Source organism: Paenibacillus sp. 1182, assembly GCF_017833915.1.
Taxonomy (GTDB): Bacteria; Bacillota; Bacilli; order Paenibacillales; family Paenibacillaceae; genus Paenibacillus; species Paenibacillus polymyxa_D.
Map to the genome: position 1 here is coordinate 34,809 of NZ_JAFICR010000012.1, position 16,641 is coordinate 51,449.

General features: G+C 43.4%; 14 protein-coding genes and 1 other RNA gene. 14 read left to right on the top strand and 1 reads right to left on the bottom strand.

The window, feature by feature from the left end; translation table 11 throughout:
* Positions 1–140: 140 nt before the first annotated feature.
* The 7 genes from secG to JOD82_RS21940 all read left to right on the top strand — a co-directional run bounded on the left by secG (position 141) and on the right by JOD82_RS21940 (position 6,518).
* Positions 141–374, top strand: a complete 234-nt coding sequence (secG, locus tag JOD82_RS21910; RefSeq protein WP_013308268.1) for a preprotein translocase subunit SecG — start codon at positions 141–143, stop codon at positions 372–374.
* A 196-nt stretch (positions 375–570) separates the two neighbouring features.
* Positions 571–3,186, top strand: coding sequence for a ribonuclease R (rnr, locus tag JOD82_RS21915; RefSeq protein WP_029518986.1), 2,616 nt, complete (start codon positions 571–573; stop codon positions 3,184–3,186).
* Between the two features lie 283 nt (positions 3,187–3,469).
* Positions 3,470–3,949 (top strand): SsrA-binding protein SmpB, encoded by a 480-nt coding sequence (smpB, locus tag JOD82_RS21920; RefSeq protein WP_013308270.1) that lies wholly within the window; start codon positions 3,470–3,472, stop codon positions 3,947–3,949.
* A 250-nt stretch (positions 3,950–4,199) separates the two neighbouring features.
* Positions 4,200–4,564, top strand: a transfer-messenger RNA (tmRNA) gene (ssrA, locus tag JOD82_RS21925).
* Between the two features lie 236 nt (positions 4,565–4,800).
* On the top strand, positions 4,801–5,028 hold the full coding sequence (locus JOD82_RS21930) for a DUF896 domain-containing protein (RefSeq protein ID WP_069010180.1): 228 nt from the start codon (positions 4,801–4,803) through the stop codon (positions 5,026–5,028).
* A 66-nt stretch (positions 5,029–5,094) separates the two neighbouring features.
* Positions 5,095–5,493 (top strand): DoxX family protein, encoded by a 399-nt coding sequence (locus JOD82_RS21935; RefSeq protein ID WP_069010179.1) that lies wholly within the window; start codon positions 5,095–5,097, stop codon positions 5,491–5,493.
* 74 nt (positions 5,494–5,567) lie between these two features.
* Entirely contained in the window at positions 5,568–6,518 is a 951-nt protein-coding gene (locus JOD82_RS21940; protein WP_069010178.1) for a ring-cleaving dioxygenase, read from the top strand.
* 118 nt (positions 6,519–6,636) lie between these two features.
* Here the strand turns inward: JOD82_RS21940 and JOD82_RS21945 are convergent, their stop codons facing one another.
* On the bottom strand, positions 6,637–7,788 hold the full coding sequence (locus JOD82_RS21945) for a glycosyltransferase (RefSeq protein WP_209949911.1): 1,152 nt from the start codon (positions 7,786–7,788) through the stop codon (positions 6,637–6,639).
* A 352-nt stretch (positions 7,789–8,140) separates the two neighbouring features.
* Between JOD82_RS21945 and JOD82_RS21950 the strand changes: the two genes are divergently transcribed.
* The 7 genes from JOD82_RS21950 (at position 8,141) to JOD82_RS21980 (ending at position 16,396) form a co-directional block, all read left to right on the top strand.
* Complete coding sequence (locus tag JOD82_RS21950) at positions 8,141–8,863, top strand: GntR family transcriptional regulator (protein ID WP_023986502.1); 723 nt, start codon at positions 8,141–8,143, stop codon at positions 8,861–8,863.
* Between the two features lie 294 nt (positions 8,864–9,157).
* Complete coding sequence (locus JOD82_RS21955) at positions 9,158–11,548, top strand: phosphoketolase family protein (RefSeq protein WP_185156370.1); 2,391 nt, start codon at positions 9,158–9,160, stop codon at positions 11,546–11,548.
* Positions 11,549–11,821: 273 nt separating this feature from the next.
* Positions 11,822–12,664 (top strand): aldo/keto reductase, encoded by an 843-nt coding sequence (locus JOD82_RS21960; protein WP_209949912.1) that lies wholly within the window; start codon positions 11,822–11,824, stop codon positions 12,662–12,664.
* Between the two features lie 183 nt (positions 12,665–12,847).
* Positions 12,848–13,507, top strand: a complete 660-nt coding sequence (locus JOD82_RS21965) for a PspA/IM30 family protein (RefSeq protein WP_209949913.1) — start codon at positions 12,848–12,850, stop codon at positions 13,505–13,507.
* Between the two features lie 26 nt (positions 13,508–13,533).
* Positions 13,534–14,568, top strand: a complete 1,035-nt coding sequence (locus JOD82_RS21970) for a TFIIB-type zinc ribbon-containing protein (RefSeq protein ID WP_209949914.1) — start codon at positions 13,534–13,536, stop codon at positions 14,566–14,568.
* On the top strand, positions 14,565–15,359 hold the full coding sequence (locus tag JOD82_RS21975) for a TPM domain-containing protein (protein WP_209949915.1): 795 nt from the start codon (positions 14,565–14,567) through the stop codon (positions 15,357–15,359). The genes JOD82_RS21970 and JOD82_RS21975 overlap by 4 nt, the downstream gene beginning before the upstream one ends.
* Positions 15,360–15,403: 44 nt before the next feature.
* Entirely contained in the window at positions 15,404–16,396 is a 993-nt protein-coding gene (locus tag JOD82_RS21980; RefSeq protein ID WP_209949916.1) for an SPFH domain-containing protein, read from the top strand.
* Positions 16,397–16,641 lie beyond the last annotated feature (245 nt).

Consider the following 16,641-nt stretch of genomic DNA (forward strand, 5'->3'; position numbering starts at 1 on the left):
CTACTGGAAGCTGTGGTAGAATAAAAATAGTGTTTTGCGTTAATTTCCGGCTATTTATAACATGATATGTACATGTTTTCATAAAAGAGGCTGTGTTGTTTTGCAAAACAGATGTATAAGCTCAGGAGGTGGGATTTTTCATGGAAATCTTTTTGAAAGTGCTGCTCGTTGTGTTCTCGATTGCTGTTATTGCGGTTGTTTTACTGCAAAAGGGGAAAAGCGCAGGTTTGTCCGGTGCCATCTCTGGCGGTGCTGAGCATCTGTTCGGCAAGACAAAAGCTCGCGGTATGGATTTGATTTTACAACGCGCAACTGCTGTTTTGGGTGCGGGTTTCATGATCGTTTCTGTTTTAGTTGCATTTTTTGCAAAATAAGATAAATATGTACCTTAAGCCTTCGTTTCGCGGGAAACGGGGGCTTTTTTTAGATTTTGGACAGGCAGGGATGCCGTCGATTAAATTCGTGTATACTAGGGTATGAGTATATTAAGAGCCTTGTATCAGGAGCAAGGAACAAGGACATGCGGATTTTATTACTGAAAATTAAAGGTCACCCGAGGTGGACAATATTATGATAACAGAGCAACAACTACTCGATTTTATGCGCGAGACCGCATACAAACCCATGACTTACCAGGAGCTGGAGCAGCACTTTGATATTAAGGATGCCGAAGATTTCCGTGAATTTCTTAAGCTTTTGAATGCCTTGGAGGAAGAGGGGGAAATTCTGCTGACCCGCACAAACCGTTATGGCGTGCCGGAACGGATGGATTTGCAGCGTGGGCGTTTGCAGGCTCATGCCAAGGGATTTGCTTTTTTGATTCCAGAGGACCGGGAGCACCCGGATGTATATATTCATGCTAACGACTTAAAGAGTGCGATGAATGGAGATACGGTACTGGTAAGAGTGACGTCGAAGGGACCTGCGGGTGGCCGATTAGAAGGCGAAGTTGTGCGGATCGTGAAGCGCGCAGTACTTCAAGTAGTAGGCGTGTTTCAGAGCCACGAAGCATACGGTTTTGTTTTGCCGGATGATAAGCGCATTAACCGGGATATTTTCATTCCAAAGGATAGCTTCAACGGAGCTGTGAACGGGCAAAAGGTCGTTGTGCGCATTGTGAGCTATCCAGAAGGACGAGCTGCGGCAGAAGGCGAAGTGTTGGAGGTTTTGGGTCATAAGGATGATCCAGGCGTTGACATTTTGTCCGTTATTCGCAAGCATCAGCTTCCGGAAGCTTTTCCAGATGAAGTGACAGAGGAAGCCGAGAATGCTCCCGACGCGATTACGGAAGAAGAGATTGTACGTCAGGGGCGGCGCGATCTGCGTGATAAGATCATTGTTACCATTGATGGTGAGGATGCCAAAGACCTGGATGATGCTGTAAATGTAGAGCGCTTGCCGAACGGAAATTACCGTCTGGGCGTTCATATTGCCGACGTAGGGTATTATGTGCGTGAGAACTCCAAGCTGGATCAGGAGGCATATAACCGCGGTTGTAGCGTGTATTTGGTTGACCGTGTCATTCCTATGCTTCCACATCGACTTTCAAACGGAATATGTTCTTTGAATCCACAGGTGGATCGACTGACTTTATCCTGTGAGATGGAATTCAATGAGCATATGAAGGTTGTAAAGCATGATATTTTCACCAGTGTAATTAAAACGAAGGAACGGATGACGTACACTAACGTTCGCAAAATCCTCGAAGAGGAAGATGCTGAACTGATGGAACGGTACAAGGATCTGGTTGATGTATTCGGCACGATGAAGGAATTGGCATTGAAGCTGCGTGCTAATCGAATGCGCCGAGGTGCAGTTGATTTTGATTTTGATGAAGCCAAAGTGATTGTTGATGATGAAGGTAAAGCTGTCGATATTGTGAAGAGGGATCGTACGATAGCTGAACAAATTATTGAAGAGTTTATGTTGGCGGCCAATGAAACGGTAGCTGAACATTTCCATTGGCTCAAAGTACCTTTCTTGTACCGGATTCATGAGGACCCAGATCCAGAGAAGCTGCAAAACTTTATGGCTTTCGCAGCTAATTTTGGGCATCAGATCAAAGGTAGAGGGAATTCCATTCATCCGCGTGCACTGCAAACGTTGCTGGAAGACATTCAGGGTACGAAGGAGCAAACCGTGCTTAGCACCATGATGCTGCGTTCGATGAAGCAGGCAAAGTATGATGCGGAGTCGACAGGTCATTTTGGACTAGCAGCGGAATATTACTCTCATTTTACATCGCCGATTCGTCGTTACCCTGACTTGGTGATTCACCGTGTCATTCGTGAGGTATTGGAGAATGGCGGGGCTTTAACAGCCGAACGTCAGGAATATTTGACTGCACGTATGCCTGATATTGCGCAGCAATCTTCCGAGCGTGAGCGTGTAGCTGTGGATGCAGAGCGTGATACAGAGCAGATGAAAAAGGCTGAGTACATGCTGGATAAGGTCGGCGAGGAATTCGAGGGAATCATCAGCAGTGTAACCAGCTTCGGAATGTTCATTGAGCTCGACAATACAGTGGAGGGTCTGACGCGTCTGAGTGCGCTTACGGACGACTATTATCATTTTGACGAGCAGCATATGGCGTTGATCGGCGAACGCACCTCCAAGGTGTTCCGCATTGGAGATGAGGTTAAGGTTCGGGTCGCGCGTGTAAATATGGAAGATTACACAATTGACTTTGAACTTGTCGATATGAAGCAACGGCAACGCCGTGAACGGACTGGCGGTACAGGACAGGGCGGAGGCTTTGCGCGTGGCGAGAGCCGTGGTAAAGGCAAAGGCCGAGAAGGGCGTGACCGCAAGGGCGGCAAGGATAAGACTGGCAAAGAGGGTAAAGGCAGTCGTGATGTTACCGGGAAGCCAAAAGAGGCTGGCGCAGGTAACGGAGGCATTAGCACCGCAGGCCGTTCAGGGCGCGGCGGTGGGAACGGGGCAGGAGCTGGTTCAGCTAGCAGCTTCGGCTTTGGCAGTGGCAAGGGCGGGTATAACTCGCCAGCATCCGGGGCAAGCAAGCGACGGAAGAAGACGTCTGCCAGCGGTATTTTCATCGGCGGAGCAGCTACACCAGGAAGTGATGCCAGACCAAACGGTGAAGGCGCAGCACGACGCAAACGGAAGAATAAGGGCGGAAGTGGCGGCAATAGCACCGCTGGCTTTGTGCGGAAAAAGAAGAAGTAGGTGGCTATACTTGCTTGCTAGAAGGCAGGAGTCTTCTTTCGTGGCAGGGTATGAAACTAATCATGCGACTTAGGTATAAAGGCGGTTTCTGTCTGCAGTAACGGATAGAAGCCGCCTTGTTTTAAGTGTGATGTTAGTGTTAGTTAGAAATGTAGAAGGCTTGCCCCTTCTTGCTTTTACCATCTGAAATTTGTTACAATATATTTCTAGGTGGCTCTATGTAGCCAGATTTTGATGCCTGGATTTCAAGAGTGAATTACGTTATTCATAAGGAGTGGTATTCATGGGTAAGAAGGCAGACGGGAAAGTGCTCGCCCAGAACAAAAAAGCTTCCCATGACTATTTTATTGAGGACACCTACGAGGCGGGCATGGTATTAACGGGAACGGAAATTAAGTCTCTGCGAAATGGTCGTTCCAATATAAGTGATGCATTTGCTACGATCCGTAATGGCGAAATTCATATTCACAATATGCACATCAGTCCCTTTGAGCAAGGTAATCGTAATAATCCTACCGATCCGACGCGTACGCGTAAGCTGCTGTTGCATAAAGAGCAGATTCGCAAGCTTATCGGTCTGTCCAAACAGGAAGGTTACACGATTGTTCCGTTAAAGATTTATGTTCGCAATGGTTATGCCAAGCTTTTGCTCGGACTGGGTAGAGGTAAAAAGCAGTATGATAAACGTGATGCTGCCGCTAAACGCGATGCACAACGTGATATCCAACGTGCTTTACGTGAGAAGCAGAAAATTGCGAGATAAGTTATTGTATTATTAGTTATGGTACAAATTACGTGGAGAAGTTACTTGTTCCTCTAATGGTGCTATTTTATAAGGCTTAAATGGCTTCATTTCGTTTCGTAATGACCTGTAATATGGTATACTAACGAAGTAGTCAGTTTTAAAGCTTTTAACTTTGTTCGAGTGTTGAATCTTAGAATTCAGCTTTTGGTATTATGCATGCTTATGCTCCGGTATTTCCGGATTTATCCGTGGAGCCCTTTTATAATAAGGGGGCGTTTATGGATTCGACGGGGATAGTTCGAGCATGGGTAGCGGGTAGTGGGGACGCGTCCGCTTCATCAACGCTAAAGCCTATTAAACGGCAAACAACAAAACAACTACGCTTTCGCAGCCTAAGAAACTGTGTGCGTGCTTCTACTCTGCATCGCCCATGTGACAGGGATAGGGGCTAACAAATAGTGGGATACGCTGTCTCATCTCCGCCTGCGGTGAGCTGAAGAAGATAATCAGGCTGACCCAACGTATAGCCGGTTACGGGGCGATACTCGGGTGACATCAAAACTGTGACTACACCCGTAGAAGCTTATGTGTCGTTATCTTCGGACAGGGGTTCGACTCCCCTCGCCTCCATTTGAGTAAGACAAGAAAGCCATCAGCCCGTGATTCTGGTTGGTGGCTTTTTATTATGGCTCTAGTAATTGAGTTGAAAGGTTTTACACAACTTGTAGCTTAAAGGTGTCTCTAAGTGTTCTGGCTGCTTTTCTTTTCGAAAAAGTATTGACACGGATAGAAAAGTATTATATCTTTATATCGAGATAAATAAATTAAAGATAAAAGTGATCATAAATTTTGAATAGGGAGGTATATACATGATTACCATTTTAGAAAGAATTAATCAGCTTGCAAAAAAAGCGAAAGAAGTTGGGTTGACTGAAATTGAAAAAATGGAACAAACGGATCTTCGTAAAGAATACCTTCAAATCTTTCGGGGCTCTGTACAAAGCATTCTCTTGAATGCTACGATTTATGATCCGAATGGAGACGATGTTACGCCTGAAAAACTGAAAAAGGAACAGGCTCAAATCGCTAAACAATAAGTTTAATTTCGTCTAATATCTCTAAATTAAATATCTTAGAATAATATAATGTGGAGAGTGATTTTTATGTTGGCAAGTGGATTGTTATTGATACGTTTGGTGGTTGGATTGTTATTGGTGGGGCATGGAGCGCAGAAGCTTTTTGGGTGGTTTGGCGGCTATGGTCCAAAGGGTACGGGCGGTTGGATGGAATCGATTGGCATTAAGCCCGGGGTGTTCATGGCAGTGGCTGCTGGGTTGATGGAATTGTTGGGAGGAGCTCTATTTGCTGTAGGACTGCTCACTCCACTGGCTGCATTTTTGATTACGGCGACTATGCTCGGAGCAATTTTCAAGGTACATGGCCAAAACGGGATCTGGGCAACGGCTAATGGCTATGAATATCCGCTAGTTCTTATTGCAGTTGTAATCGGTATTGCGTTGACAGGAGCAGGTTCATATTCCATTGATGCAATACTTAGATAAAACATGATGGTTAGGTCATTAAAAGTCATCATCAACAAAAAATAAAGGTTTCTACGATTAAAGGAGGGTTTCATATGTCGCTTCAAACTACAGGTATCCATCATATTACGGCTTTTGCTGGTAATCCGCAGGCAAATGTCGATTTCTATGCAAGTATTCTTGGACTTCGGTTAGTGAAGAAAACAATCAACTTCGATGCTCCTGAGGTTTACCACTTGTACTTTGGCAACGATGCAGGGAGTCCTGGAACGATCATTACTTTTTTTCCTGCACCAGGAACTCCCAAAGGGCGAATCGGAGGTGGTCAGGTGGGCATAACCTCGTATGTGGTACCCCCAGGTTCACTTGATTTTTGGCAGCATCGTTTGCAAAGCTTTGATATTCAAGTTACGAAAACGAGCCGTTTTTCTGAACAATATCTTCAATTTGAGGATAATGAGGGCTTACGTCTTGAGCTTGTTGAACGTGAAGAGGGAGCGAATAGTACTTGGTCTTACGGTGGCATTTCAGCCGATAAAGCAATTAAGGGGTTTGGAGGTGCCGTGCTATTTAGTGTCAATCCACAGAGAACGATGGATGCATTGGAGAGCATACTCGGATTTACGAAAATCGCTGAAAACGCCGAATATGCGCGTTATCAGTCCGTAGGAGAAATCGGCAACATCGTGGATGTCCCACTCGCCAAAATAGGTCTAGGCTTTGGTGGAGCAGGCACGGTACATCACATTGCATGGCGTGCAAAAGACTTCGAACAACATGAAGAATGGAGAAGCGCAGTCCAGCATTATGGCTATCAGCCGACCACAATCATAGACCGCCAATATTTTAATGCTATATATTTCAGAGAAGCGGGTGGCATATTATTTGAAATTGCTACAGATCCACCGGGATTTGCTAACGATGAACCTGCTGAATCTATGGGGCAGAAATTAATGCTGCCAGAGTGGTATGAACCGCAGCGGGCTCAAATTGAGGCGAATCTGCATCCTATTAAAGTGAGAACATTAACGGAAAAACAAAAGTAAGTAAAAGTTGCATACGACTCTTCCATAAGATAGCTTGCCGAGTTTGGCCTGCGCTCAGATGGAGGAGTCTTTTTATTACGGGAAAAATTCATGTGTCTCGTGCTCTTCCGGCCTCTTGCTATTCCACCAGCTTTTCAGACTTCACCAGCATTTCTCGTAATACGTGAGCGACTCGACTTTTCCGGTTCGCTGCTTTCCTTTTTATCAAGTGTAATGATTTTTTGTATGCATGAGTATTGCTTTGATCGTAGAACTGCTTGGCTGCAATGCGTAGTGTTCTTCTTAATAACAGTGCTGATGAGCGTGTTAACCTAGAGCGGAATCCCCTGCGCAATACCCGCAATGTATTTTTGTAGGTCTCGAAATCCTCGGATGGAGGGATAAGGGCAAATAAATTCAACGAGGAGTCATTGAAACCGTAGGTTTCATACATGATCCTCAGATTTTCCGTATTTAAGACGTTTCCTCTGAGATAGGTTGGATGTTCCTGATGATACCCGACCACCTCTTTGATGCAATAAAAAGGGATCTTCAAGCGATGCAGTCTATAGCCAAGGTCCCAGTCCTCGAGTCCATAGAGCACAAACCGTTCATTGAAACCTCCAATACGAATCAAGTGACTGCGTCTGATGGCTACACAACGAGTAACCAGCAGCATCCAGGGGGCTACGTCCGTTGAGGCAAATTGTTTCTGCGTATTCGGAGGAACCCTTGTGGGACTAACTACTTTAGACAGTGCACCCGTTTGGTGAAGGATATCTTCTGGGGTTATGATCGGAGTAATTTCGTTTGCTGCTTCATAGTCAGCATTCCATAAGTTGGACTGCGTAAGTATGTTGCGACATTGTTCTTTTTCTTCAGGAGAAAAGTCAGGGTAATAATGGGTAAAAGCATCGTCCCACGAGTGAGGAATGCCTGAAAGCACGGACTTGGGATATTTACGGTGATAACGGCTCACGATCCTAATAAATTCCGGTAATACTACAAAGTCAGCGTCGCAGAAGATGATGTATAGCCCTCTTGCACGGCGCAGTCCCAAATTTCGAACGGCAGATCGACCGCGTTGTTCCTGATGTGACACATAGATAAGAGGATAGGATGCTTTGAAGTCTTCGACCATTTCTCTCGTTCCGTCTGTAGAACCGTCATCAGCTACAATGACTTCGAATAGTTGCTTTGGATAGGTTTGTGTCTCAAATGAAGCGAGTGTAAGCAACAATTGCTGGACTCGATTATAGGTTGGAATGATGACGCTGTAGCGGATAGCCAATATGATCTCCCCCCCACCATTTTTATTAGTGAACGTATGAACAAGATAAATAATAACAATGTATTCAAGGATTTTAGCCTGGTCTAGTCAAACATCCCTCAAGGTTCGAAACAGGCTTGGTCTTATCGCGGAAGTTAAGGTGGGAGTTCTGTATTTTCTGCTAATTTGCAGGTACGTTCAGTGGTGTTATGTATGTATAATCATGGTATTATGCATAGAGATGTAAAGTAAAAGCGCGGGCGTTTCCTATCCGCTGAAAGCCCACTCAGCATACAGAAACAAACATGAGATGAAATGGGCAAGTTATGGTAAACTATATGGAGTTATAGAAGACCTGAAAGAGGAGTACTATATGACACAATTTGTCTATAAGCAAATTATTGACGATCTCAAGATGAAAATCTTTGCTGGAAAGTTTGCAGATATGAGATTGCCAGATGAACGTAGTCTTAGTGAGACTTACCAGGTTAGTCGTAGTTCAATTAAACGTGCTCTGACTAAAATGGAGAATGTCGGAATTATTTTTAAAAAACAAGGTTCCGGGACATTTATTAATCCATTATACATAAGAAATGAATCTATCTTTAACTACGAAGGCTCTAATCTAGGAGTCACTGATAATTTTCAAATGCATGGTAAAAAGCCAAAAATCAAAGTACTGAGTTTTGAGGTCATTCCGCCAACAGAAGAATTACAGCGCGATTTGTTCTTGGAGACTCATGATTTTGTATACAAAATTGTCCGCTTACGTTTGTTTGATGATGATCCTTTTATGATTGAAACAGGCTATATCCCTATTAAAATTGTTCAGAATTTAAATCAGACTATTATCGAGGGGTCCATTTTTAATTATTTGGAAGACTCGCGGAACTTGGCCGTCACCAAATCTTTTTTATCCATTTTTGCAGAACCGTCCCAAGAGAATGATCAAAAGCTGCTACATTTAAATGAAAATGAGCCTGTAGGTATTATGGAAGGTGTGTTCTTTTTAGATAACGGTACGCCATTTGAGTTTTCTCATATGCGATTTCATTACAAATATTTAAAATTTAATACCTTTGTATCGGTTCACTAATGATAAGACTGGAGAATTCTCCGGTCTTTTTTTTATAATTTTGAGAAAAGGATTGGAGCCTGCGATTGCAACGTTTATTACAAATTTTATTGGTTTATACTTCTATATATTTTAATGTAAGAGCTTTTTTACTGTCTTTTTAATTTATATTTCATAGTATGTTCAAAATTTCACAAAATTGGACCGTATCACTTGTGAAAAAGGTTGAATTTAATCGACGCGGCGTTATGATGTACATGTAGATGAAATTTCCGGAAATAAATTACAAACAATACTACTTAGGGAGTGGACACCATGTCATTATCACCCGTGTTAGCAGATTATTCATCTAAAACATATTTAGAAAAACTTGATGCATATTGGCGTGCAACGAACTACATTTCGGTAGGTCAGCTTTATTTAAAAGATAATCCTTTGTTGAGAGAGCCTTTAAAAGATTCAGATGTGAAGGTTAAGCCTATTGGACACTGGGGCACAATTCCAGGACAAAACTTTATTTATGCACATCTAAATCGTGTTATTAATAAATATGATTTGAACATGCTTTACATTGAGGGCCCTGGTCACGGCGGTCAGGTTATGGTTTCAAATTCATATCTGGATGGAAGTTACACCGAAATCTATCCGCAAATTACGCAAGATATCCCAGGTATGAAGAAATTGTTCAAACAATTCTCTTTCCCTGGCGGTATTGCTTCACATGCTGCTCCTGAAACACCTGGATCTATCCATGAAGGTGGAGAATTAGGCTACTCCCTTTCTCATGGTGTAGGTGCCATTCTGGATAATCCTGATCTGATTTCGGCTGTTGTTATTGGTGATGGCGAAGCTGAAACGGGTCCACTAGCCGCTTCGTGGTTCTCTAACAGATTTATCAACCCGATCACGGATGGTGCAGTGCTGCCAATCTTGCACTTGAATGGCTTTAAGATTAGTAACCCAACGATTATGTCTCGTCAATCGAAAGAAGAATTGACCTCATACTTTAAAGGTTTGGGCTGGGAGCCATTCTTTGTTGAAGGTGAAAATCCGGATCACATGCATCCAGAAATGGCGAAAGTATTGGATACGGCCATCGAGAAAATTGAAGCTATTCAAAAGAATGCGCGTGAAAATAATGATCTTACTCGTCCAGCGTGGCCGATGATTGTATTCCGTTCACCTAAAGGCTGGACGGGTCCAAAGGAATGGGACAACGTGCCGAATACAAATTCATTCCGTGCCCATCAGGTTCCAATTCCGGTTGATCAAAAAAATATGCAGCACGCACCTGCTTTGTTAGAATGGTTGAATAGCTACAGACCAGAGGAATTGTTCGACGAAAACGGTCGTTTAAACTCTGAGCTTGCTGAAATTCTGCCCACAGGCGATAAACGTATGGGAATGAACCCTGTTGCGAATGCGGGGAACCTCATTAAAGACTTGAAATTGCCGGATTTCCGTAACTATGCGCTGGATAATTCCGTACCTGGTAAAGTGATTGCGCAAGATATGTCGGTTTTAGGGAAATACGTTAAAGATGTGGTTGTCTTAAATGAACAAAATCGTAATTTCAGAATCTTCGGACCGGATGAAACAATGTCTAATCGCTTGGCTCCTGTTTTTGAAGTAACCAAACGCCAATGGATGGACCAAATTATTGAACCTAATGATGAATTCTTATCATCCTATGGTCGTGTAATTGATTCTCAATTATCCGAACACCAAGCTGAAGGACTGCTGGAAGGTTATGTGTTAACAGGTCGTCATGGTTTCTTTGCAAGTTACGAAGCCTTCCTGCGCGTGGTTGACTCGATGATCACCCAGCACTTTAAGTGGCTGCGTAAAGCAACGGATCAAGGATGGCGTGCAGATATCCCATCATTGAATGTCGTAGCAACTTCAACAGTGTTCCAACAGGATCATAATGGGTATACACACCAAGATCCAGGTTTGTTGGGTCATTTGGCTGATAAAAAACCGGAATTTATTCGGGAGTATCTGCCAGCGGATGCCAATTCCTTGTTGGCTGTTTTCGACACCATTTTAAACGACCGTCAAAAGATCAATTTGATTGTTTCGTCCAAACACCCACGTCCACAATGGTTTACTGCTGATGAAGCGAAGGAATTGGTGGATAAAGGGTTGAAGATCATTGACTGGGCAAGTACAGATCAAGGTGGAGAACCTGATCTTGTCATTGCTTCTGCTGGTACAGAGCCAACGATTGAAAGTTTAGCTGCGATTTCCATTTTGCATGAAAAACTGCCTGAATTGAAGATTCGGTACATCAACGTGGTAGATTTGCTGAAACTGAGAAGTCAAAAACTAGACCCGCGTGGATTATCTGACGCCGAGTTTGATCACTTTTTCACAAAGGATAAACCAGTAGTTTTCGCTTTCCATGGTTACGAAGGTCTGATCAAAGATCTGTTCTTTGATCGTCACAATCATAACTTGCATGTACATGGTTACCGTGAGAACGGCGATATTACGACACCATTTGATATGCGTGTATTGAATCAAATGGATCGTTTTGACTTAGTGAAGGAAGCTGTTCTCAACTTACCTGACGCTGGGAAGTACACCAACATTGTGGATGAAATGGATGCTACGGTTAAGAAACATCATCAATTCATTCGCGAAGAGGGCATTGACTTGCCAGAGGTAGAGAACTGGGTATGGAAAGGCTTGACCTTGAAATAAAAATTAAGACGCTTCAACTTTGTGTTGGACAACCAAGCAATTCAGCATGAAGTGGAATATATGATTTGGTAGCGGTATACGAGTGCCTGACTCCTTGACTTCAAGTATGATTTCAACGGGGATCAGGCACTTTTTGATGTGGCATACAGAGAATTTAATAGGAAAGTCACGAACTGGTGGGTAATAAGTATAGGAGGAACCGAGTCATTCGCTGTATTTTTCTGAGCATTAAAGGTGTTGCGGTATAAGAGAATAGTAAAGGAGGCTGTTAATATGAACGATCCAATTCCGGAGAAGGTATTGAATGATGGCACTAAGGTGCCCGTCATTGGATTTGGGACTGCTGGATTGAAGGGTGCAGATGGAGTCAAGGCAATTACCAGCGCGATTGATGCAGGTTACCGTCTGATCGACACAGCGTTCAACTATGAAAATGAGGGGGCTGTTGGGAAAGCGGTCCAGCAGAGCTCTGTGCCCAGAGAAGAATTGTTGGTTTGCTCCAAACTACCAGGTCGCCGACATGCTTACCAAGAAGCCATTGTAACGATCGAAGAGTCATTATATAGAGGAGGTCTGGACTATTATGATCTGTACCTAATCCATTGGCCGAATCCCCAAATTGATCGATATGTTGAAGCATGGCAGGCGTTAATTGAGGCGAAGAAAAGGGGCTATATCCGTTCCATTGGGGTGTGCAATTTCTTGCCCGAGCATAATGAACGTTTAATTCGGGAAACAGGTGTCACGCCGAGCTTAAATCAAGTTGAATTGCACCCATTATTTAATCAGGAACATCAGCGTGCAAAAGATGCTGAACAGGGCATCGTGACGGAATCGTGGAGCCCCTTGGGTCGTGGTCACAGTATGCTGGAGAATGAAGAGATTGGGAAAATTGCTGCTGCTCATGGTAAAACGACTACACAAGCGATTTTACGTTGGCATATCCAACTTGGAGCAATCCCGATCCCGAAGGCCTCTTCTTTAAATCACCAAACGGAGAATTTGGATATTTTTGATTTTGAGTTGTCTCCAGAGGAAATGAACATGATTTCGGCATTTAGCAGTGAGGATGGACGGATATGGGGGCAGGACCCCAAGTCCTATGAAGAACTATAATCAAGACAATAAAATAAAAGGGTTCAAAAATCTGTAGCGGGTTTTTGGACCCTTTGCTTTTATCATAAAACGAACACACATCCGAAAGTGATCAGTGGGTCAGTATATAGAGCTATAATGAACATTTTTTACTGGATTTGATGTATGATATGGTGGAATGTAGTCCTTTCGAAGGAGGTCATCATGGGAATTTTGTCGAGGTTTAGGGATATTATGAAAATGAATGTTAACGCCTTAATGGATAAGGTGGGAGATCCGGAGAAAACCATTGACGATTATATGCGGAATTTGAACAGTGATCTAGGCAAGGTGAAAGCGGAGACGGTATCAGTATTGGCTGATGAGAGAAGGGCGAAAAGAGCACTGGATGAATGCAAAGCCGGGATCAAAAAGCTCCAGCATTATGCCAGTAAGTCTGTGGAAGCTGGTAATGAAGAGGAAGCTCGAAAGTTTCTGGAGAGAAAAGGTTTGCAAGCGGAGAAATTGGAACAATTACAAACGTCCTATGATGTAGCTTCGACAAACGCCGTAAATATGAAGATAATGCAGGAGAAGTTGGTGTCCGATATGGGGCAACTAGAAGCGCGGCACGCTGAACTTAAAGGGAAGATGGCGGTTGCCAAAGCACAGCAAACCTTGAATTCTATCGGCAACGGGAATTCTGCTTTTGAGGTTATGGAAGAGCAGGTGAACAGAGCGTATGATGAAGCGATGGCTATAGCCGAGCTTCGGGCAGGAACGAAGGACGACCTGGATGCCTTATTTGCACAATACGAGAAGAGTACGAATACAGAAGATGAATTGGCTGCAATCAAAGAAAAAATCAACCCTAAGGAATCATAACAGTATCTACATGAAGAGGTGAGCAGATGCCGGTTATCGAATACAAATGCCCCAACTGCGGCAGCGGCATGGTCTTTGACGGTGAGACAGGGATGTTATCCTGTCATAGTTGCGGAAGAGAGGACAATATCGAATCTATTCCTGATCCTCTGATAAATCGTATTTTTTCAGAAGATGAGGCCCATGAGTATCATTGTAATAACTGCGGAGCAGTGATTATGACCGAAGTGGAGACGAGTGCAACGGTGTGCAGCTTTTGTGGTTCTGCCGTGGTTCTTGGAGACCAACTGACCGGGAAGCTGGCTCCGGCGCAGGTTATTCCTTTTTCAATCAGTAAGGAAGAAGCCATAGTTGCTTTCAAAAAATGGTGCAAGAACGGCCGTCTGACGCCGAACCGGTTCATGATAGCAGACCGAATCAAGGGAATAACCGGGATGTATGTGCCCTTCTGGTTATATGAATTACATAATAAAATTGAGGTTCAAGGTGAAGGTACCCAAGTGAGAACCTATACGAGCGGAGACTACGAATATACGGAAACGAAGCATTTTGATGTATATCGCAAAATCCGTTTGAATTATGTAAAGGTTCCGATTGATGCTGCGGAGAAAATGAACGACGAGCTGATGGATAAATTGGAGCCTTTTCCATACGATCAGCTAAAACCCTTTAAAACGCCATATCTAGCGGGTTATATTGCGGAGAAGTACAGTTATAACGAAGAAGAGCTTTTCCCGCGAGTTAAAGAAAAAGTGAAGGAATATATTGATGCTTATATTCATTCTACGGTGTCAGAGTATACGTCCGTGAGTTATACGGAAAAGCAAATTGATACTACATTAAAACAAGCGGATTATGTTCTACTCCCGGTATGGGTCATACACTATGACTACAATCAATTGGAGCATACGTTTGCTATGAACGGACAGACGGGCAAGGTAGTCGGTAAGCCTCCGATTAGCAAGTTCAAAGTGACGGCTTGGTTTGCAGGCATTTTCGGCATTACTCTCTTCTCATTAAGGTTAATCACTTGGCTGATGATGGGAGGGGAATTCTATTGAAAAAGCATAGAGCCATTATAGCTGTCTTGTTATTCTTTGCTGTTTTTCTGGCAGTTCCTATGGAAATGAAGGGCGAACCAGCAACGACAGAAATGAAGCCATTGATTTATGATGAAGCGGGTCTGCTCAATCAAGAAGAGTATGATGTGTTGAACGCTATGGCTAATCAATACGGAGCGGAAAGAGAAACGGACATTATTATTTATACTACTCTCAATACCGACAATATGGATGTTATGAAAATGACGCAGGACTTTTATGATGACCATGGCCCTGGGTATGACAGATCTCATGGGAACGCGGTCATTTTAACGATGGATATGAGAAATAGAGAGGTATACTTGGCCGGATTTTATAAGGCAGAACGGTATCTGGATGATGACAGGCTTACTAAAATACGCCATGAGATTAGCCCGGATCTGACGAACGGCAACTATGGGCTGGCATTTCAAAAGTATATTCTAAGCGCGCACAAATATTTGGCCATCCGTCCAGGGGTGAATCCAGACAGTATATTTTTTAAAGGATGGCTTCATTTGGCGGTGGCGCTGGGATTGGCAGCGTTGATCGTGGGTAAGATGGTTTCCAATTCTGGCGGTCGGGTTACGATAAATCGGCAGACCTACGAGGATGCGAACGCCTCTGGAGTTCTGGAGCATCGAGATCAGTATCTTCACACAACGACAACGAAACGGAAGATTGAAAAGAGCAGCAGTAGCAGCAGCTCAGGCGGTGGTGGCGGAACTACCAGCGGCGGTCATTCGCATAGCGGCAGCAGAGGATCATTTTAACTGAGGATTTTGCAAAAATCCTGAACGGAAAGGATGGATACAGTATGGGATTCTTCAGAAATCAATTTGCAAATGTAGTAGAGTGGGAAGAATTTAGAGATGATATGATTTTCTGGAAGTGGAGTAATCGTGAAATTAAAAAAGGAAGTAAGTTAATTATCCGCTCCGGTCAAGACGCGATTTTTGTAAATAACGGCAAAATAGAGGGTATTTTTGAGAATGAAGGGTCATATAACATGGACTCTGACATTATTCCATTTCTATCCACCTTAAAAGGGTTTAAATTTGGTTTTAACAGTGGCATGAGGGTAGAGGTCTTATTCGTTAATACGAAGGAGTTTACGGTCAAATGGGGGACGCAGAATCCAGTGCTGATCCCGACCCCCCAGCTGCCAGGCGGTATGCCGATCCGTGCCAATGGCACATTTAATTTTAAAGTGAACGATTATGTTACGCTCATCGATAAAATTGCCGGAGTGAAGGACAGTTATCTCGTTGAGGATGTGAAAATACGCATTACTTCAGTATTGGATCAGTTATTGATGAAGTGGATCAGCAGAGAAGGAAAGGACATGTTTAATCTGCAGGCGAATGCTTCTGACATCTCAAAAGGTATTCAAGAAGATCTGGATATGCAAGTGATGGACAATGGTATGACGATTACTGGCTTTCATGTGATGAGCTTCAATTATCCTCAAGAAATCCAAGATATGATCACGAAGACAGCTTCTCATGAAATGATCGGTAATCTGCAAAAGTACCAGCAAGTGACGATGACGGACGGGATTGCATCGGGTAATGTAAAAGGCGGTGGTGCTGCCTCAGATATGGCGAGTATGATGATGGGGATGAATATAGCAAATGAAATGATGAGAAATTTGAACCCGAACCCAAAGCCTTCGGCTGAGACTCAGCCTACACCTGCTGCCCCCTCTCCATCTGGAGACGGTAATAAGCCCAATTTTTGTCCGAATTGCGGTACAAAAAACGAAGGAGTTAATTTCTGTCCGAATTGTGGACAAAAATTGAACGGATAACATAGCTACGACCAAGCTTCTTTATTTCGGAAAAGGTTCTGACTGGGTCAAGCAATCCTGCAAGCCAAAAGGCAGTTATCGCAGAGTATCTTCTGTGATGGCTGCTTTTTTATGTAGTTCGTTCAAGTATTTTCTTCATAAATCCGATTTATTGGATTGAAAAAGGTACTCAGGATAAGGTACTATAGCTATATAGTATGTATTTATATTAACTAATTAGTCATTACGTTAATAAACTATAGGTA

Coding starts and splice junctions, on each gene's coding strand:
- JOD82_RS21950 (WP_023986502.1), top strand. CDS start 8,141: ATGACACAATTTGTCTATAAGCAAATTATTGACGATCTCAAGATGAAA.
- JOD82_RS21930 (WP_069010180.1), top strand. CDS start 4,801: ATGATTACCATTTTAGAAAGAATTAATCAGCTTGCAAAAAAAGCGAAA.
- JOD82_RS21965 (WP_209949913.1), top strand. CDS start 12,848: ATGGGAATTTTGTCGAGGTTTAGGGATATTATGAAAATGAATGTTAAC.
- JOD82_RS21940 (WP_069010178.1), top strand. CDS start 5,568: ATGTCGCTTCAAACTACAGGTATCCATCATATTACGGCTTTTGCTGGT.
- JOD82_RS21980 (WP_209949916.1), top strand. CDS start 15,404: ATGGGATTCTTCAGAAATCAATTTGCAAATGTAGTAGAGTGGGAAGAA.
- JOD82_RS21935 (WP_069010179.1), top strand. CDS start 5,095: ATGTTGGCAAGTGGATTGTTATTGATACGTTTGGTGGTTGGATTGTTA.
- JOD82_RS21960 (WP_209949912.1), top strand. CDS start 11,822: ATGAACGATCCAATTCCGGAGAAGGTATTGAATGATGGCACTAAGGTG.
- JOD82_RS21955 (WP_185156370.1), top strand. CDS start 9,158: ATGTCATTATCACCCGTGTTAGCAGATTATTCATCTAAAACATATTTA.
- secG (WP_013308268.1), top strand. CDS start 141: ATGGAAATCTTTTTGAAAGTGCTGCTCGTTGTGTTCTCGATTGCTGTT.
- JOD82_RS21970 (WP_209949914.1), top strand. CDS start 13,534: ATGCCGGTTATCGAATACAAATGCCCCAACTGCGGCAGCGGCATGGTC.
- smpB (WP_013308270.1), top strand. CDS start 3,470: ATGGGTAAGAAGGCAGACGGGAAAGTGCTCGCCCAGAACAAAAAAGCT.
- rnr (WP_029518986.1), top strand. CDS start 571: ATGATAACAGAGCAACAACTACTCGATTTTATGCGCGAGACCGCATAC.